The following is a 16,379-nucleotide window of genomic DNA, read 5'->3' as shown; positions in this document are numbered from 1 at the left end:
AATTTTATAGATGGTTAGCCAACCTTCTGGTCTTTTCGGTGGTCGGATGTGTCGTCTCGCCCATCAGGGGAGAGAGCCGGTGATATTTGTCCGGCTGCTTCTGACGTTTTATTGCTCATCAGCCACATCATGTACTTCTCAAACGTTGGGTGATTAATAACCTTATCAACAATTGATAAACCTACCTCCCGTTGTCCAGATTCATAATTCCGTACAGTGCTCAGTCCTAGCCCCAATTCCTTTGCAAAAGCAGCTTGAGTTAATCCCTCTGCTTTTCGGATCAGTTTAAGTTTTTCAGCATGGCTGCTTGACAAGATACTCATGTGAAGATTATCCTCATGTGAAAGATACCCATGTGAAGATGTTGAATCCACTTGAGTCTGTATAAATCCAAATGTGATCGAAGAGGATAAGTCATGAGCACACGAAGTTCCAAGCCAGTCATAGTAAAAATGCCGGATTGTCCGGTAGTTTTCTGCCTCCCTTATCCAAAATTAACCCTGTCCGCGTATGCAGAAGTTACGGGCCAGACCGTCCGCACCATCCAACAGCAAGCCAATGAAGGGAAACTGACATTGACCAAAAACAAGCCTGGCCGGGAACGCCAGGTAAATATGGTTTATGAATTTCTTGAGGCTTACGAAGAAGCACAGGAAGCATTAAGGCTAAAGGTATAAATGATGCCGTTCTACTATGACCCCATCATTAGCCTGCAAACGCTCATGCGTGAATCAATCCACGCACTGACTGTTATCAGTGATCACACCAGTGCTTACCGTGGTTTTTCAATTACCAAGTTGAAGCGCAATAAAAGAAACCCAATCACCCGTTACCACGTTCGCCAGGGTGATGAGTCTTACGGCAAGTTCGACGCCCAGGCAGAAGCAACAAAATACATAGATGAATTGCATAAAATGAGGGGATAAAGCCCTCCCTCAAATAAAGCAATTTGCGAAAGGGTTTTATCTTTATTTATTAGCGAGGATTTCTGCATGTCCAATTTTGTAAAAATAAAGAGCGGTAATGATTATCTAATCCTCAATACTGCAATCGTAGATTCAGTATTTAAAGGTGGTGAGCAACGAAAAATAAACTGCAATGGTGGCTTAACAATTTATACAGATGCAACTTTTGACGATATTGCTGCCGCCCTTATTCCAGCCAAACAAACTTGCCCTACAGTCGAAGAATATAGCGAGTGCGAAACAATAAACCCCGCTTCACTCGGTGAAGAAATCACAATTCATCGCCGCCGATATTTTAATCATGGCGAAGTTGCCGGCTATTTATTTTTTGGTGTAACCGGTTGTGCGACCAAAGAAGAAGTAGCAGCGGTCTTTGAAAAACTGCCTCGCTAATCTCGCGGCCAATTAAGGAACTGACAGCATGACAGTAAATCAATGTCCGTCACTGGCCGCAATGCTAGTTAACGGCCAAGAAATCAACCGGGGCCAAATTACTTACCGCTTTCATTATCGTGGTTGGTTAGAAACCCCTGACGGCCGTCACTTTCAGCCAAATGCAAACAAAGTCATTTTTATCAGAGGTTGCCGTACTCCATTCATGGCAAAGCCCAGGGCTAAACCCCGTTGGTGGGCGCGTCTGATGGGAATATTTGCATAAATTCGGGGGATATATGGCTTCTATTGGAACTGACCAAAGTAACAGAAAATTACCTTTCCGGGAATTCACTGTTGAATGGCGCGTAAAGGCCAACATCAACCGAAATAATGCATGTCGGCATTTCAATGCCAACCCGCACGACGAACAAACAGGGAACGCCAATAGGGAAGTGATTTTGTTTTGTGCGAATCGTATCGCTGAAATGAAAAGTATTCAGCGTCCGTTTAAAGCCGCTGACTCAAATAGACGCTTTGAAACGTTTACAGAGGATGAGCGTGAAATGATTATTGAAGCGCTTAATTTTATTATCCGTTTGACAAAGCCATTACCTGATTATTTCTCGCTAGGTGAGAGAGTAATTAGTATTTAAATTTAACACCTTTTAACTTGGCGCATTAACTTTCGCCGGGATTCCAATTATCTAAAGGCGGGGTAATAAGAATGAGTGTTGCACCGATAAAATTAACACAAGAGTTAAACGATATAGAACTGGTTGAGCATTTTAATAATGCCCGCCTTTCTGAGCGTTTAATGTTGCTTGAGCGGTTAGAAAACAAACTAGCTAAATTAAATCAATCCGTTTTTTCTAAAGAAGAAGTATTTAAAGAATTATCCCGTTGGATATCAGAAGTTAAATCCGTTGCTAATTCACCCACTGAAAAAAAAAGAGGCTAAATAATGGCTACTCATATTAATACTACCAATGCAATTAAGGGGCTGACTTGTGCGGCTAGTAGTCTCATTCCCCTTGCTGCGCTGGATGGCATTCATGCAATCGCATTGAGAGCGCACGTCAGAAAGCATTTAGTTGCTGCCGGTCTTGAAATCGAACGCCTTAATAGTGAGGCAATCAAGTTACGAGCGCGTGTTCAACATTTGGAGGGATTCAATTCATCATTCGAACCTAAATGGGATTCTTTAATTTTTGCGATCATGGGTACGGATGCCGGTAAGAATATATGCAAAAACGGCCATGATGAAACAACAGACTTGGCAATCAAGGCAATACATAAAACGGAGTCTGACCGCAAAGAGGCCAACCGGATAGCGCAGGCATTTCAGGAGTCCGCCGGATATTCGCAATCAGTTAAAACCCATCAATTAAAAATTCTGCCTGAATATTTCCAAGCTGTTATTGAGGGAAGAAAAAAAGCTGAATTACGAACTAATGACCGTAATTTTAAAGTTGGGGATTATCTGCTTTTAGCCGAGTGGGACGGTGGAACTGATGAATATTCGGGCCGCAAGATTGTTGTAGAAATATCAGATATTACTCAATGTGATTTTGCCGCTCCGAAATTAGTCATGCTTTCATTTTTTGATCCATGCGATGAAATTCCATTTTAAGGATGAAGCCATGACTATTCCACAACGCTACCGCGAACGCTGGTCACCCGCTGAACTGGCTTATCTTCGAGAAAACGTCACAACAACCCCTTATCGGGACATCGCCAATAACTTGGGTCGGTCAGTGCCAGCGGTCAGACGAAAAGCATTTCTTAATGGCCTGACTTCATGCCGCTGTGAACTTTGGTCACCGGGTGAGGTGGCCTATCTGCGTGAGGCCGTCAAAACAACCCGATATCGGGACATCGCCGATCGCCTAGGCCGGTCACCCAAGGCAGTGCAGCAAAAGGCATTTGTGGAGGGGGTAAACCCTTCAATTGTCGGCGAGTGTAACCGCAACGCCAAATTCAGCGATCATGATGTGGAACTATGCCGCGCACTTTACGACGAAGGTATAAAACCCAGATACATAGCAGAAAAAATGGAGATACCCGTCACTAGCGTCTACAAAATCACACATTACCGGACGCGCCGAGCACCTACTCCGACACAGCGCAGCCAGCTCACAAGGAACGCATCATGATTGATTCTCGCTGTTTCGCATCTGATGCAATCAATGTCGTCAGCATCTCTGGCGGAAAAGATTCATTGGCACAATCGCTTTCAGCCCGTGAGGCCGGTGTGAGCCACATCCGGGTGATTGCTGATACGGGACATGAGCACCCGCAAACAATGGAATATTTGGATTATCTGGAAAACCAACTGGGGCCAATTATCCGTGTCAAAGCGGACTTTACCCGACAAATTAACGGTAAGCGTGATTTTATTGCCCGCGTGTGGCCGTCCACGTTAGTCACTGAGTGCGGTATGTCACCTGATCAAGCTGCGGAACGGGTCGCAGAAGCTCTTGAGATTCTACACCCTACTGGCATCCCCTTTCTCGACCTGTGTATGTGGAAAGGCCGCTTTCCATCAACCAAAGCCCGTTTTTGTACGTTCGAACTGAAACATGCGCCAATCCGTGACCAAATTGTCATTCCCATGCTGGAAGAATATGACGAGGTAATTTCTTGGCAAGGTGTACGCGCTCAGGAATCACCTGACCGCGCCTTGCTGCCTGAATGGGAAACGGACGCAGATGATACACCCGGATTAAATGTCTACCGTCCTATCCTTAACTGGACGCATGAGGAAGTTTTTGCACTGGCTAAACATCACGGAATTAAACCCAACCCTTTATATCAACAGGGTTGTAGTCGGGTCGGCTGCATGCCGTGCATCCATGCCAGAAAATCCGAATTAGCGGAAATATTCAGCCGCTGGCCGGAAGAAATAGCGCGTGTAGCACGTTGGGAAAGATTGGTTGCATCATGTTCGCGTCGTGGAAACTCAACCTTTTTCCCATCAACTCAGGATCCGCGCAAATCTGAACGCCGGATTGAATGCATTTCTATTGAATCACACGGCATTGAAACCTACCGAGATTGGGCCTTAACCACTCGCGGCGGTAGTCAATTCGATTTGCTGGCTTCCGCAAATGACCACGCCGTCTGTAATAGTGTTTATGCCGGCGTTTGTGAATGACCAAATTAACCCAGGGCCGCATAACACCAGCACCGCCGTTACCTTCTCAGGGTAGCGGCGATTTACCCGTTGCTGCCACTTATTGGTGGAATACCAGACACATACCCGCCATTGGTGCGCCGGATTATCTGGTCAGAGAAAAGCAGCGAGAAGCCGAAGCGCAAATAGCCGCGCTGGTTGACGCTCAAAACCTGTTATCAAAACAGCCAAAAATAGTGCAGCGAGGGATCAGGTTCCACCTTAATAAACTGGAACAAACACAAGGGATTCAGCGAGCCAATACGCACTTAACAAAAAATTTTGTTGAGCGCGTATTACCACGCCTGAATATGGTTAATGAGCAGTATTTAATATCCGCCGACGCTAACGATACCGCGCCTTTCGCATACCGTTTTAATCAGTTGCCTGATTATGGCCGTGCTGATATTGAAATGCTGGCGAAAAATATCGCCTTGCTGGTCAAGCGCGAACTCGGAATTGTTGATGATGAAGTTAACGACAAATCAGATTTTAAAATTGCTTTAGCTCTTTACGTCCGCGCGTCAGCGCTCACCCGCGCTTTCCGCCAATCCGTGCCGGGTTGGGATACTTATCAGAATGAGCGCGAGAAACTAACCGAGGACAAACTAGCCTCCTATATTGCCAAAATGCAGTCAGAAAGTTGGTGGACTCGCTGCCTGCGCCGCCACTGTGATAAGTGGAAAGAGCATTTACATATTGCTCTGGGTAATGTCAGCAAAAAAGCCTCACCTTATTCTAGCTTAGGAACGGTTAGCGACTGGCGGGAGCAAAAGCGCCGCACGCGCGAGTTTCTCAAATCAATGGAATTAGAGGATGAAAAAGGCAACCGCATTTCTCTGATTGATAAGTACGATCACAGCGTCGCTAATCCGGCAATTCGTCGCTGTGAACTGATGGCCCGCATACGTGGGTTTGAAAATATATGCACGGAGATGGGCTACGTTGGTGAGTTTTATACTCTGACCGCCCCGTCTAAATACCACGCCACCAATAAGCACGGACACCGTAACCGCAAATGGTGCGGAGCTGATCCGGCGAGAACGCAGCGTTATTTGCGTGGGGTGTGGAGCCGGGTCAGGGCTAAATTGCATCGAGAAGATATTCGCGTATTCGGCATTCGTGTTGCCGAGCCGCACCATGACGGCACCCCACACTGGCATATGTTGCTGTTTATGCTGCCTGAGTCCGTCGATCAGGCGCGTAAAATCTTGTGCGATTACGCCAGTGAAGAGGATGAAGAGGAGCTTTACAGCGCAAGGGCCAGAAAGGCCCGCTTCCATGCTGAAGCCATTGATCCAGAAAAAGGCAGCGCAACGGGTTACATCGCTAAATACATTTCGAAAAATATCGACGGTTTCGCGCTGGACGGTGAAACCGACGATGAAACCGACAAACTACTGAAAGAGGTGGCCCCCGCTGTATCTGCGTGGGCCAGTCGCTGGCGTATTCGTCAGTTTCAGTTTATCGGCGGTGCACCTGTCACCGTTTATCGTGAACTCCGCAAAATGTCAGACCACGAAACCGCTATGGGTTTGAGTGTGGAGTTTGCCGCCGTTCATGATGCTGCCGACTATGGCCGCTGGGCTGAGTACGTTAACGCCCAGGGCGGGCCATTTGTTAAGCGTGAGAATTTGATCGCCCGCACCTATTACGAAACATCAGAAACAACCAATGAATATTTTGAAGATGTGATCCGCATTCGTGGCGTGTTTTCGCCGCCGGTGGGCATAGACACGCCCATTATCACCCGCACCACTGAGTGGAAGATTGTCAAAGCCCGCGCCCTTGACCTGTCCGTTGATTTGGCCGTTGACCTTAAAGGCGCGCCTGCGCGCCCTCGGAGTTCTGTCAATAACTGTACGGGGGTTCAAAAAACAGTCAGCCCGCCGGTGGTCATTGAGCCACCGCCACCGCCGGAAAATATCTGTTTTGAGGCATTAACCGCGAAAGAACGGCGGCAAATGCTTAGGCGGATACGCAGCGAACCGGTTAAACCGCGCCAGGAAACTAAAAAGCCACGCCCACCAACCCAGGGCGAAATCATGCTGGCCGCTAAACCGGGCGAAAAAGAGCAAAAAATCAAAGAATTTGCCACGTCGATAGGTATTGATTTGAATGACAACATTCTGAAATCAATGGCAAAAGGCGCGTCGGTATTGGTCGGCGATATCACATATCGGGCGGGAACGGATGGCGCGTTGTATCAAGTCCATCGGATTGCAACACCAGTAGAAGATATCAAAGCCAGGTTTGAGCGATTACGTCAGCAGCAAGTACCGAAAATAATTCGCTTGGTCGGGGAGCACTACAGAAGAGAACAAGCCGCAGAAATGGAAAATGATAAGGATAAGCCTGTTTGGTTTGGCCCAATAGCAGGTTAATGCACATCAGAACAACCGATGAGGAATAAGTGAAATGACCGACATCAGTTATACCAATACCAAATGCACACTCTTAGCCGCAGAGCACCAACTTGCTCAAATGCTCGGTGATGTATGGAATCAATATTTACAGCTTCCGGTCGAGCATCCGACTGAGCATGACGAGTTCTTTCTGTTAATTCATGCCTGCCAGAGGATTATTTTAGCCCGTCCGGCTATTCGTGGGCTGGCAGATATAGGACTAGGGTATAAAACAGCCAAATAGATTTGCAGCCACAAAAAACCCGCCGTTCGGCGGGTTTCTCTTACCCTGGCTGACCTTGCAGCAAGTCCAGGGCAATTTGTCTTTCATCCGGCTTTAACATTTCAAGTAATGCCATAACCAATTTACTCCCCGTTAACCCGCTGGGGCTGAGTGAGTGCGAGAACACCGCGTTAAATACAAAGGTATGGCCGCACTCGACATTGGAACAGGCACAATACAGGTCGGCTATTTTGACGTCTTTCCATTCTGTTTTGCGGATAATTGCGGGTGCGCGGCATTCCGTGCATTTAATCTTGAACATTCGCATATTAACCACTCCGAAAGCTATTTCTGTTAACTTTCGTGATTTTAGCTTAATTCTGCTCACTTTTCGCCCCTTTCGGTGTTATCCGTGTCTTTATCTACTCTAAATCGCAGGTGTAAATGGGCCGGTATTTCGGGATCAGTATTCACGGCACGCATAAACTTATTTTGTACCGGTAACACTTCATCCTTTCGATATGTTGATCGGGCCTTGTCCGGGTCACCCATCACAGCACCATTAGGCGGAATAATCCCCGCCAGGCCAGCCGGGAAGCGGTGCGCGGTAAGAATATCCTGGGCGGTAATGCTTTTAACGTTGGAAAACTCATCTTTGGCGCTTACTTCACCAATCGACATTAATTTAATACCTTCCGGGTCACCTTTCGGAATACTGATAAACATATTGCGGAAGTTACCCACGCCCTTACTCTGTTCTATCTTTTCCTTTATTTCCTGTTCCACTTCCGTACTGATGTTGGGGTCATTGGCATACAGAATAAAGCCCATATGTGCACCATTATGGTAATAGCGGCGGCGAAATATCGTCGCCTCTGAATTAAGCAGTACCGAATGAATGCCCCCGATATAATCCGGCAAGCCGTAAATCTGTTGCTGGGGATCGTACTGCGCCAAAAATATAATATCCTCCGGGGGATAAACGAGAGGTTCATCCTTTTGCAAAACAACGAACTCGCCCGATTTGCGCCGGCGCGTATAAAGTGAGGGTAACGGCACCAGGTCGGTCACCTCCCCCCAAAAATTACGCGCTTTCAAGATAGCCACATCACCAAACAGGTAATAATCAAACCCCGCGCCCTCAATACTATCCGTTGTTAGGCCACCGCCCAGGTAATCACTGACTAACATATTGCGCCTGGCATAAAGAACGCCACCATGTTGGCCGTTGAGGTTAGGCAACTGCGCCAAGGCGAGGCGATCAATGGGTAATCGCCAGTGGTCGAAATCATTGTCGTACCATATTTCACTGTAATCGGTGCCGGTCGTTAAAATCGGTTCCGGTTCACCGAATGAAATAACGCTACCGCGTCCGGGGGTGAAATCCTCGGTTGCCTTGGCTTTTTTGGGCTGGGTGCTGTTCTGGCGTCCGCGTTTCTTTTTAGTTGTCATGCTGCTTTTCCAAAGGCCCAGGTAGACGGGCGATCATATTCATAGTCGAGGGGTTCATTAATCACGGCGTGAGAAATGGCGAAAAATACGTCGGCGTGGCCGGTGGCATCTGACCGTTCGGCGACAAAAGTCAGCGCGTTACCGCTGCTGGTTGTCGTGCGGCGAATTGCCATAAAGCTGGCAGCAATTTCGGCCCGTTCCTGGCTGTTCTCATCGGTGGCGTCCTTGCTCCATTCGATGCGGTGGCGTTCAACCGTATCAACCATTTTCAGCACCAGGCGCGTTTTACTTTCCACGCTGTATAAAATCGGGGTGGCCTCCCTGGGCGCGAATTTGGTCACCAGGTCATAAACGCCCCGCCCGATGCCGGTCACATCAATCCCGATATAGGTGACGTTATAGCGGCGCATCAGTTGCTTTATCTGTTCAGCCTGCCATGTGAAATTTAGCCCTTGCCAGTAGAACACCGCCAGGACGCGGAAGCGTTCGCCGTCATACATGGGCGGCGCGACAATCACAAAGGTTGAGTTATCACCGGAGCGGGACGGGTCAAAACCACACCACACTTCACGGTTACCAAACGGTCGGGCGGCTTTGATGTCGTGGTCTTGCCACATGCCGGCATCTACCGCGCATTTTTCCAGTTCTGAAAACTTGAATACTGCGTCTTTGCTGTCAACAAACTGGCACATGTACAACATGGCGAACGCGGTTGCATTGTACTTATTACGCAGCCGCTCAATATCGACCAAGGCACCCAGCCCGCCCTTGATCGCATCCTCCATCGTGATGATGTAGCGCCATTGATCATCTGGGCAAAGAATCCCCCCTTTACGCAGTTCGCTTTCTTTGGGGAATATGGCCTTTTTCCGTTTGGCGTCATCTTCCCGCCAGGTATCCCCCGTCCAGATGGGGTACGCTGGGTGAGTTTTGGCGCTGGGCGTTGAAAAATAAGTAGTACGAAATTTGTTATGCGTTGCCATCGCTGACGCGGTTTCGTGGAATTTCCCAAATTTGGGTATCCAGAATATTTCGTCACCGTACAGATGGCCGTTAAAACCCTGAGCCGTACCGGCATTGGTCGACAAGAACCGCAGCACCGCCCCGTTACTCAACTTGATCGGGTTACCGGTCAGCGTAATACCAAACGCCTGTTGAGCGATTTCGACAATATAAAATTTGAATATTTCAGACTGCGCGCGAGACGCAGAGAAAAACACCTGCCGATCACCGCTCAACACCGCATCTTCAAAGGCTTCAAAAGCAAAATAGTAAGTCATGCCGACTTGACGCGATTTCAGAATGTGCCGGAAGTTCTGCTCTTTATTGGCGCGGCAATGTAGCTGGTAATCAAACAGGTGCTCACTGGCCCAACTATCCAACATTTCCTTGGTGATGCTGGAAATATCATTTTTACGGTATGAGCGTTTTTTCTCGCTGCCGAATCCGGTTTCATCCTCGCCGCCTCCTGACTGCATCGCCATGCGCGCTTTTATTTCTGCCATTTTTTCGGCGTGTTTATTACTCTGCGCCATTAATTTGACGTGGTGCGCGACCAGGTCGCGGATCTCTTCAAGCTCCAGCGCAGTTTTGTTTTCGCGCCGTGATAACTGGTCATGCCGACGCGTAATGGCCGCTTCAAAAGATTCAACCGGTAATAATGCCGCCCACAGGCCTATATCAGACCAATGGTAAATTGTGCGCACCGGAATATTTAATTCCTGCGCGATATCTTTGGGCGTCCAGCTTTTAATAAAAAGCGTTCGCGCCGCCTCTTTAATTTCATCAGAATATTTTGCCATAAGGCTATTATGACGAGGGATTTAAACAACGTTGATAACTATATATCGGCTATATTCGGTTAATGGCTTATAACCGAACTTATAATAATGAAGATGGATGCACAGCATTTAAATATCCGCAATACTGCAAATCACACAGTAATAATTAATTATAAAAACAGTAAAAGGGTATTTCATGCCGCAACTTATTTCCGACTGGCGTTGTATTGGTACTTCTGGCGCGTCGGTAGATGGCCGGATACTAGAACCCCAGTGGTTGATAGACTGCGCCAATACTTACAGCCGTGAAACTTACACCGCACTGTTATGGCCGCACCATGAAGAAGATATTGCTATGCGGCAATATACTTATAATCTCGGTGAGGTTGATGCGTTAAAATACGAAGAAGTAAACGGGAAAGTTAAACTTTACGCCAAAATAATCCCCAATCAATTTTTAATTGAAGCTAACCGCCTGGGACAAAAGTTATTTACCTCAGTTGAGGTATTTCCTGACTTCGCCGGGAGTGGTCAAAATTATTTATTTGGTCTTGCCGTGACCGATATACCTAACAGTCTAGGCACTGAAAAACTGTCATTTACTATTGATGGTGAAACCAAAGAAGGAACACGCGGTAATGTCGAAGCCTTTAGCTTGGGACAATTAAAAAGCCGTGAGAGTAAACCGGAAAATAAAAAGCCGGGTTTCTTTGACCGCCTATTTTCCGTCAAAAAAGAATTCACACCCGACCCCGACAATAACCAGCCCGACCAGGGCGAGGATGAAACCAAGATGGATGAATTAAAAGCCCTTATTGAAGCGCTGACCCTGCGTATTCAGCAAATGGAAGAAAAAGCCAACGGCACCACGGCAGATACACCGGAAGAAGCCGCCACCGATGTGGCCGACTTGGCTGATGAGATTGCCGACGTCGCCGACCAGGTGGCCGAAATCGCCGCCGAAGTGGCTGACAATCCAGAGGATGAAGTGGTTGCGGCTGAATTTAGCGTCGCTAAAAAGAACCTGGCGCGACTGATGACGTCATTTTCCGCTAAGGGTGCGCCGGCGCGCCGCTCCCGCACTCGTAACCACACGCGCCGCGCCGGTCGCCGCCAGGACTTTACTGCCCGCACACCTAAGCCTGAAACCAGCGGTAACGAATTGACCGGCTTAAAAGACCAGCTAAACACCCTACTGGAAAAATTCAGCGTATTGGATGCGCGCCAAACCAAGGTACCCAACGGCGCACCGAGCGGCGGCAATAAGCCTTTCGAGTTCAACTAACCGCACTCGCCATTGACCACCTTTAAACGGGAAAAAGAACATGCAATTAACACCCAAAGCGGAAGCACTAATCCGCAAATATGCGGCTGGCTTAGCAAAAGCCAATAACCAGCCGGATACGAAGCAATTTTTTTCGCTGACTGACCCGAAAGAAACCTCGCTACGTAATGCGCTGCTGCAAGAATCTGAGTTTTTACGCCTAATCAATCTGATGGACGTTGAACAGATCCAGGGCCAGGTCGTCAATACCGGGAATCCGGGAATGTTTACCGGGCGTAAAAAAGACGGTCGTTTCAATCGTGAAATGGGCGTATCGGGTAATGAATATAAGTTGGTCGAAACCGATTCCGGTTCTTATTTGACTTACGCGCTTTTAGTCGTGTGGGCGAACTCCGGTACCGAAGATGAATTTTTCCAACGCATCCAGGCATTCAGTAATGAATCCTTTGCCCTTGATATGTTGCGCATCGGCTTTAACGGTACCAGCATCGCCGAAAATACTGATCCAGTGGCTAACCCGCTGGGCGAAGATGTGAACCGTGGCTGGCATACCATCGTTAAGGAACGCTCACCCGGTCAAATCATCACCGATAGCGTGATTTTAGACCGCAACGGTACGGGCGCAGATTTCGTTTCTCTGGATGCGGCAGTCACTGACCTGATCCACAGTTGCATTTATGAGCCATTCCGTAACGACCCGCGCCTGGTGGTATTGGTATCGGCTGACCTTATCGCGGCGGATGCAACCAGCATGATGAACCGCATTGACCGCCCGACCGAGAAAGTCGCCGCACAGTTGATTAACCGCGAGATTGCAGGCCGTACCGCCTACACCCCGCCATTTATGCCAGAAGGGCGCTTGATCGTTACCACGCTGTCAAACCTGCACCTGTACACCCAACGCGGCACCCGTAAGCGTAAAGCCGAATGGGTAGACGACCGCAAACGCTTCGAAAACAACTACCTGCGCATGGAAGGTTACGCGGTGGAGTATGACGAGCTGTATGCGGCTTACGATGTGATCACCGTTGGCGATGGCGTCTTGGATGCAGTTAACGGAGGCGAATAATTATGGCCCTTTCCCCATGTCAGCGTTACCGCCGCCGCATTCATGCTGAATTGGCGTTAAAAAACCATGAAGCCCTGAGCGCCAGCCCGGCCAGCCTGCACTTACAGCTACGTGAGCTAGACAGTGATGTAGCGCGGGTGCGCAGCCTGGGAACGATTGCCGACCGCGTAGATATGAAGCGTGACGAGCTGTTGCCGAAATGGCTACCGACCGTCGAGCGCTATCTGGAAAGCGGCATAGTTCACGCTAACCCTGCTTTCGCTTGGTGTGTGGTCTGGTTGTTTGACGTGGGGAATTTTGACCAGGCGCTGGATTGGGCCGATATCGCGATCGAACAGGGGCAAAGCACCCCTGAGAACATCAAAAGCACCTTTGCCACCTTTGTGGCTGACACCGTGATGGCCTGGGCCGAAACCCAGGCGTCACTTGGTCACAGCATTGAGCCGTATTTTAGCCGGACGTTTATCAACATCCGCGATAAATGGCGGCTTCATGAAGAGGTTAACGCCAAGTGGTACAAGTTCGCCGGGCTGCTGTTGCTGAGTGATAAATCCGGTAAACCGGTTGCCACGGCGATTGATGATGTGGAAACCCTGTTACAGGCTGACGCATTGCTGGCACAGGCGGGCGCTTTTGATGTGAAAGTGGGCGTAAAGACCCATCGTGAAAAAATCGCCGCCCGTATTCGGGCCTTACAAAAAGTTTAACGACTACCGCAAGCCGGGGCGGGCGCGAGGGAGACAGAAAACCCGTAAGGTTTTCAAGGTCGTGGATCTCGGTCAGCCCGCTTCCCATTTTGCACATAAGGGGTTTACGTGGCAGCACCATCATTAGGATTTAGCGGCCGGCAGATTGAATACCAGGATGAGCCAATTATTAACGGGGTGGCTTTCTGGCCCGACCTCAATCTAGCCGACTTTCAAAAGTCGCGCACTATCCCGCCAGAGCTGCCGGCATCAACAGCCGCCCAGGCGCTTTTAGCCGCGATTGCTGAAATCAATGACGATGCCGCCGACGTTGTGACCTACTGGCAAGGCAAAGGCCACGCCACCGCACTGGATACGCCTGGCGCAAAGATGGCCGATGAAAACCAGCTTACCGCCCAATACAAAAAGGCGGTCTACGCCAGGGCAAAAGCGGATTTGTTAGGCGAGTTTGCCAGCATTGGCCGGCGCGAAACGCACCCAGGACAGGAAAGCAGCGAAACCCGCGCCATTCTGTTGGCTGAGGCGGCGTTTGTGCTCCGAAATATGAAGAAATTTCCGCGTGTTGGGGTGCATTTGATATGAGCCAAATTGAAAGCCTGACCGCATTTTTAACGGAATGCCTGCCAGAACGGGCAATGCAACAATTTGAAAGTGCCATTGATAGCGCGTCAATTATCAGAGCACCAAAAGCCCTGGGATTAGACCAGCGCCGGCTAGGAATATTTCGTTATCACGCGGTATTGAATTGGGGGGCATTCCCTTACCGTATTTGCGCGCCGGCAGAAGTCTACGCGCTGGTACTGGCCTGGCTGGATTCTTACCGTAATGAGATTTATGACGAGTTAGAGCTAGCCGAACCGACTGTTGATATTGAATTTGATGAAGAAACCTCGGCACCACTTGAAATCGTGGTGGAACTGGCCGACAGCATCAATATTCGCCTGGATGTAAACGGCAATATTCCATTGCAGGGCCGGCGTTGGTCACTGGTTAACCCTGAAATCATGATTGCCACCGGTGGCCGGCTGTTTGCCGGGGGGCCAGAGGGCGCGCCACTGAGTGATACACAGTGATTGTCCGGGGAGAGCTGGATAAACGTCAGCTTCAACAGTTGCGGGATGCGCTAAAGGCGGCGGAACTGCCCCCGAAAAAGCGGCAACGGTTGTTATGGCGCATTGCCAAGCTAGGGATCATTACAGCGGCGAAACGTCACCAGCGTAATCAGACAGACCCGGACGGCAATCCATGGCCGGCGCGCAAGCGCGGTAAAGGCAAGATGTTACGCCAGCTACCGAAATTGCTACATGTGCGGGAAATGCCAGAACGGGAAGCCGTGCGGATTTATTTCAAGGGTGGCAAGTATCGCAACGGTAATAACCCCGTTTCAGCCGGTTTGATTGCTGGGGTACATCAAGATGGCGCGTCATTTTCAATGAGTGCCGACCGCGCCCCGCGCCCTGACCAACGCAATAAACCCGCGCTACCGCGCCAGGCTAAAAAGTTGCGTACGCTGGGTTTTAAGATGCTCAAAAACGGTAAATACGTTAAGGCAACCAGCGCACATATTTTGAATACCATGAGCATGGCACAGGCTGGGTTAATGATAAAAAAACTTCGCGGGAAGCCGACGAAAAAATCATGGCCCGTTGATATCCCTTCCCGTGTGTTCTTGGGAGTGAGCGATACCGAGTTTAACAACATTATGGCGCGCCAACTCCAGGCTATCGGTTTTGGCTGGAACGTGAAAGCGCAGGACATAAAAGGAAAACAATAAATGACATGGCCCACAGTTACGATAGACCAGCTTAACCAGCGCCAGGGCAAGATTAACGAGGTAGAGCGTACCGTTTTATTCATCGGTAGCGCTGCTGATGATTCTGAAATCCCCGGCGACTTGATCGCGCTGGATTCACAATCTGATATCACCGTTGTGCTGGCTGATGCTGATACGGCATTACGTGAGAATGTCCGCGCCGCACAGCGCAATGGCGGTCAGAACTGGCAAGCCTATGCGCTGTTATTGGCGGCTGATGCAGAGGCTGGCGACGATATGCTGGCAATTCTCAGCGCTCAACAGATGATTTCTGTTGAGGGGGTTATCTGCACCATCCCGATCACTACCGTGGCCGATGGCCGCACCAAAATTAACTTGTACGCCGCTTTGCGCGCCGAACTGACCAATAAATATGGTCGCTGGGTGTGGTCAATGCTGACTGTTTCCGGGCCGGCGGCGCTGCCTGTACCTGTGTCATGGTCAGCGTACCAGGCATTTCTTGCCGAACTGGAGACCGGCATTGCTGCTGAGTCCGTGCAACTTGTCCCGGCACTGTGGGGCAATGAAGCCGGCGTGTTGGCGGGCCGATTATGTCACCGCAGCGTGACCGTGGCCGACAGTCCGGCCCGCGTGAAAACCGGTGCATTAATTGGGCTGGGGATTGATACCGCCGAAATGCCCGTTGATAGCAACGGGGTAGAAGTCACCCTGGCGCACTTGCGCGCCATGCATGACCTGCGTTATTCCGTGCCGATGTGGTACCCCGATTACGAGGGCATGTACTGGTCTGACGGCCGCACACTCGACGTGGTCGGCGGTGATTACCAAATTATTGAAAATCTGCGCATTGTTGACAAAGTCGCGCGCCGGGTACGGATTCAGGCAATCAGCAAAATTGCCGACCGTTCGATGAACAGCACACCGGCCAGTATTGCGGCGCACCAGACCTTTTTCGCCCGCACCATGCGCGATATGTCTCACAGCTCGCAAATTAACGGCGTGATGTTCCCTGGCGAAGTGAAATCCCCGCAATCCGGCGATGTGGTGATTACCTGGTCGGATAACGAAACCGTGAGCATTTACTTGGTTGTGCGGCCATATGGCAGCGCTAAAACCATTCAGATTGGGATCATGCTAGACCAATCCATTACCGCCGTTTCGGAGAATTAAT

The 16,379-nt window shown here is 49.5% G+C and carries 22 protein-coding genes; 18 read left to right on the top strand and 4 right to left on the bottom strand.

Annotated features, from left to right (window positions below; all coding sequences use genetic code 11):
- Nucleotides 1-14: 14 nt before the first annotated feature.
- A complete protein-coding gene (locus Q2T72_RS01635) occupies nt 15-323 on the bottom strand; it encodes a DNA-binding transcriptional regulator (RefSeq protein ID WP_227734371.1) in 309 nt (102 codons plus the stop codon).
- Nucleotides 324-416: 93 nt separating this feature from the next.
- Between Q2T72_RS01635 and Q2T72_RS01630 the strand changes: the two genes are divergently transcribed.
- From Q2T72_RS01630 to Q2T72_RS01580, 11 genes are all read left to right on the top strand, one after another.
- Nucleotides 417-677, top strand: a complete 261-nt coding sequence (locus Q2T72_RS01630; protein ID WP_227734370.1) for a hypothetical protein — start codon at nt 417-419, stop codon at nt 675-677.
- Nucleotides 678-926 carry a hypothetical protein gene (locus Q2T72_RS01625; RefSeq protein WP_318526940.1) on the top strand — a complete coding sequence of 83 codons (249 nt, stop codon included), beginning with the start codon at nt 678-680 and terminating at the stop codon, nt 924-926.
- 66 nt (nt 927-992) lie between these two features.
- Complete coding sequence (locus Q2T72_RS01620) at nt 993-1,358, top strand: hypothetical protein (RefSeq protein ID WP_372568525.1); 366 nt, start codon at nt 993-995, stop codon at nt 1,356-1,358.
- A gap of 28 nt (nt 1,359-1,386) precedes the next feature.
- A complete protein-coding gene (locus Q2T72_RS01615) occupies nt 1,387-1,623 on the top strand; it encodes a phage filamentation protein Fil family protein (protein ID WP_219656033.1) in 237 nt (78 codons plus the stop codon).
- A gap of 13 nt (nt 1,624-1,636) precedes the next feature.
- Entirely contained in the window at nt 1,637-1,993 is a 357-nt protein-coding gene (locus Q2T72_RS01610) for a hypothetical protein (protein WP_372568524.1), read from the top strand.
- Nucleotides 1,994-2,064: 71 nt separating this feature from the next.
- Nucleotides 2,065-2,298, top strand: coding sequence for a hypothetical protein (locus tag Q2T72_RS01605; RefSeq protein WP_372568523.1), 234 nt, complete (start codon nt 2,065-2,067; stop codon nt 2,296-2,298).
- A 3-nt stretch (nt 2,299-2,301) separates the two neighbouring features.
- The gene (locus Q2T72_RS01600) at nt 2,302-2,970 is read left to right on the top strand and encodes a DUF3850 domain-containing protein (protein WP_145507691.1); all 669 of its coding nucleotides are present in this window, start codon (nt 2,302-2,304) and stop codon (nt 2,968-2,970) included.
- Nucleotides 2,971-2,980: 10 nt separating this feature from the next.
- Nucleotides 2,981-3,493, top strand: a complete 513-nt coding sequence (locus tag Q2T72_RS01595; protein WP_372568522.1) for a hypothetical protein — start codon at nt 2,981-2,983, stop codon at nt 3,491-3,493.
- On the top strand, nt 3,490-4,494 hold the full coding sequence (locus tag Q2T72_RS01590) for a phosphoadenosine phosphosulfate reductase family protein (protein ID WP_372568521.1): 1,005 nt from the start codon (nt 3,490-3,492) through the stop codon (nt 4,492-4,494). Before Q2T72_RS01595 ends, Q2T72_RS01590 begins: the two co-directional genes overlap by 4 nt.
- A complete protein-coding gene (locus Q2T72_RS01585) occupies nt 4,491-6,896 on the top strand; it encodes a replication endonuclease (protein ID WP_372568520.1) in 2,406 nt (801 codons plus the stop codon). Before Q2T72_RS01590 ends, Q2T72_RS01585 begins: the two co-directional genes overlap by 4 nt.
- Nucleotides 6,897-6,930: 34 nt before the next feature.
- A complete protein-coding gene (locus Q2T72_RS01580; RefSeq protein ID WP_372568519.1) occupies nt 6,931-7,161 on the top strand; it encodes a hypothetical protein in 231 nt (76 codons plus the stop codon).
- Between the two features lie 40 nt (nt 7,162-7,201).
- Here Q2T72_RS01580 and Q2T72_RS01575 read toward each other — a convergent pair whose 3' ends face one another.
- Genes Q2T72_RS01575 through Q2T72_RS01565 form a run of 3 tightly spaced genes read right to left on the bottom strand, consistent with a single transcriptional unit; the run spans nt 7,202 to nt 10,394 of the window.
- Nucleotides 7,202-7,528: an ogr/Delta-like zinc finger family protein gene (locus tag Q2T72_RS01575; RefSeq protein ID WP_049616163.1), complete on the bottom strand. Its 327-nt coding sequence runs from the start codon at nt 7,526-7,528 to the stop codon at nt 7,202-7,204.
- On the bottom strand, nt 7,525-8,592 hold the full coding sequence (locus Q2T72_RS01570; protein WP_372568518.1) for a phage portal protein: 1,068 nt from the start codon (nt 8,590-8,592) through the stop codon (nt 7,525-7,527). Before Q2T72_RS01570 ends, Q2T72_RS01575 begins: the two co-directional genes overlap by 4 nt.
- Entirely contained in the window at nt 8,589-10,394 is a 1,806-nt protein-coding gene (locus Q2T72_RS01565) for a terminase large subunit domain-containing protein (protein ID WP_372568517.1), read from the bottom strand. Before Q2T72_RS01565 ends, Q2T72_RS01570 begins: the two co-directional genes overlap by 4 nt.
- Nucleotides 10,395-10,569: 175 nt before the next feature.
- Here Q2T72_RS01565 and Q2T72_RS01560 point away from each other — a divergent pair, with 175 nt between their 5' ends.
- The 7 genes from Q2T72_RS01560 (at nt 10,570) to Q2T72_RS01530 (ending at nt 16,378) form a co-directional block, all read left to right on the top strand.
- Nucleotides 10,570-11,658: a GPO family capsid scaffolding protein gene (locus Q2T72_RS01560; RefSeq protein ID WP_050149101.1), complete on the top strand. Its 1,089-nt coding sequence runs from the start codon at nt 10,570-10,572 to the stop codon at nt 11,656-11,658.
- A 40-nt stretch (nt 11,659-11,698) separates the two neighbouring features.
- The gene (locus Q2T72_RS01555; RefSeq protein WP_050149102.1) at nt 11,699-12,727 is read left to right on the top strand and encodes a phage major capsid protein, P2 family; all 1,029 of its coding nucleotides are present in this window, start codon (nt 11,699-11,701) and stop codon (nt 12,725-12,727) included.
- Between the two features lie 2 nt (nt 12,728-12,729).
- The gene (gpM, locus tag Q2T72_RS01550) at nt 12,730-13,434 is read left to right on the top strand and encodes a phage terminase small subunit (protein ID WP_372568516.1); all 705 of its coding nucleotides are present in this window, start codon (nt 12,730-12,732) and stop codon (nt 13,432-13,434) included.
- Between the two features lie 108 nt (nt 13,435-13,542).
- Entirely contained in the window at nt 13,543-14,016 is a 474-nt protein-coding gene (locus tag Q2T72_RS01545; RefSeq protein ID WP_212584263.1) for a head completion/stabilization protein, read from the top strand.
- Nucleotides 14,013-14,507, top strand: coding sequence for a phage tail protein (locus Q2T72_RS01540; RefSeq protein WP_050149106.1), 495 nt, complete (start codon nt 14,013-14,015; stop codon nt 14,505-14,507). Before Q2T72_RS01545 ends, Q2T72_RS01540 begins: the two co-directional genes overlap by 4 nt.
- Entirely contained in the window at nt 14,504-15,208 is a 705-nt protein-coding gene (locus Q2T72_RS01535) for a phage virion morphogenesis protein (RefSeq protein ID WP_372568515.1), read from the top strand. The genes Q2T72_RS01540 and Q2T72_RS01535 overlap by 4 nt, the downstream gene beginning before the upstream one ends.
- Complete coding sequence (locus Q2T72_RS01530; RefSeq protein ID WP_263816102.1) at nt 15,209-16,378, top strand: DUF2586 domain-containing protein; 1,170 nt, start codon at nt 15,209-15,211, stop codon at nt 16,376-16,378. It begins immediately after the preceding gene.
- Nucleotide 16,379 lies beyond the last annotated feature (1 nt).

This window comes from Yersinia sp. 2466 StPb PI (assembly GCF_041538325.1).
GTDB classification, from domain to species: Bacteria; Pseudomonadota; Gammaproteobacteria; order Enterobacterales; family Enterobacteriaceae; genus Yersinia; species Yersinia enterocolitica_E.
This window is presented reverse-complemented; position numbering and strand designations above follow the sequence as displayed.

What these genes read in the sequence shown, in the direction of transcription:
- Q2T72_RS01635 (WP_227734371.1), bottom strand. Translation starts at nt 323, where the DNA reads ATGAGTATCTTGTCAAGCAGCCATGCTGAAAAACTTAAACTGATCCGA.
- Q2T72_RS01630 (WP_227734370.1), top strand. Translation starts at nt 417, where the DNA reads ATGAGCACACGAAGTTCCAAGCCAGTCATAGTAAAAATGCCGGATTGT.
- Q2T72_RS01625 (WP_318526940.1), top strand. Translation starts at nt 678, where the DNA reads ATGATGCCGTTCTACTATGACCCCATCATTAGCCTGCAAACGCTCATG.
- Q2T72_RS01620 (WP_372568525.1), top strand. Translation starts at nt 993, where the DNA reads ATGTCCAATTTTGTAAAAATAAAGAGCGGTAATGATTATCTAATCCTC.
- Q2T72_RS01615 (WP_219656033.1), top strand. Translation starts at nt 1,387, where the DNA reads ATGACAGTAAATCAATGTCCGTCACTGGCCGCAATGCTAGTTAACGGC.
- Q2T72_RS01610 (WP_372568524.1), top strand. Translation starts at nt 1,637, where the DNA reads ATGGCTTCTATTGGAACTGACCAAAGTAACAGAAAATTACCTTTCCGG.
- Q2T72_RS01605 (WP_372568523.1), top strand. Translation starts at nt 2,065, where the DNA reads ATGAGTGTTGCACCGATAAAATTAACACAAGAGTTAAACGATATAGAA.
- Q2T72_RS01600 (WP_145507691.1), top strand. Translation starts at nt 2,302, where the DNA reads ATGGCTACTCATATTAATACTACCAATGCAATTAAGGGGCTGACTTGT.
- Q2T72_RS01595 (WP_372568522.1), top strand. Translation starts at nt 2,981, where the DNA reads ATGACTATTCCACAACGCTACCGCGAACGCTGGTCACCCGCTGAACTG.
- Q2T72_RS01590 (WP_372568521.1), top strand. Translation starts at nt 3,490, where the DNA reads ATGATTGATTCTCGCTGTTTCGCATCTGATGCAATCAATGTCGTCAGC.
- Q2T72_RS01585 (WP_372568520.1), top strand. Translation starts at nt 4,491, where the DNA reads ATGACCAAATTAACCCAGGGCCGCATAACACCAGCACCGCCGTTACCT.
- Q2T72_RS01580 (WP_372568519.1), top strand. Translation starts at nt 6,931, where the DNA reads ATGACCGACATCAGTTATACCAATACCAAATGCACACTCTTAGCCGCA.
- Q2T72_RS01570 (WP_372568518.1), bottom strand. Translation starts at nt 8,592, where the DNA reads ATGACAACTAAAAAGAAACGCGGACGCCAGAACAGCACCCAGCCCAAA.
- Q2T72_RS01565 (WP_372568517.1), bottom strand. Translation starts at nt 10,394, where the DNA reads ATGGCAAAATATTCTGATGAAATTAAAGAGGCGGCGCGAACGCTTTTT.
- Q2T72_RS01560 (WP_050149101.1), top strand. Translation starts at nt 10,570, where the DNA reads ATGCCGCAACTTATTTCCGACTGGCGTTGTATTGGTACTTCTGGCGCG.
- Q2T72_RS01555 (WP_050149102.1), top strand. Translation starts at nt 11,699, where the DNA reads ATGCAATTAACACCCAAAGCGGAAGCACTAATCCGCAAATATGCGGCT.
- gpM (WP_372568516.1), top strand. Translation starts at nt 12,730, where the DNA reads ATGGCCCTTTCCCCATGTCAGCGTTACCGCCGCCGCATTCATGCTGAA.
- Q2T72_RS01540 (WP_050149106.1), top strand. Translation starts at nt 14,013, where the DNA reads ATGAGCCAAATTGAAAGCCTGACCGCATTTTTAACGGAATGCCTGCCA.
- Q2T72_RS01530 (WP_263816102.1), top strand. Translation starts at nt 15,209, where the DNA reads ATGACATGGCCCACAGTTACGATAGACCAGCTTAACCAGCGCCAGGGC.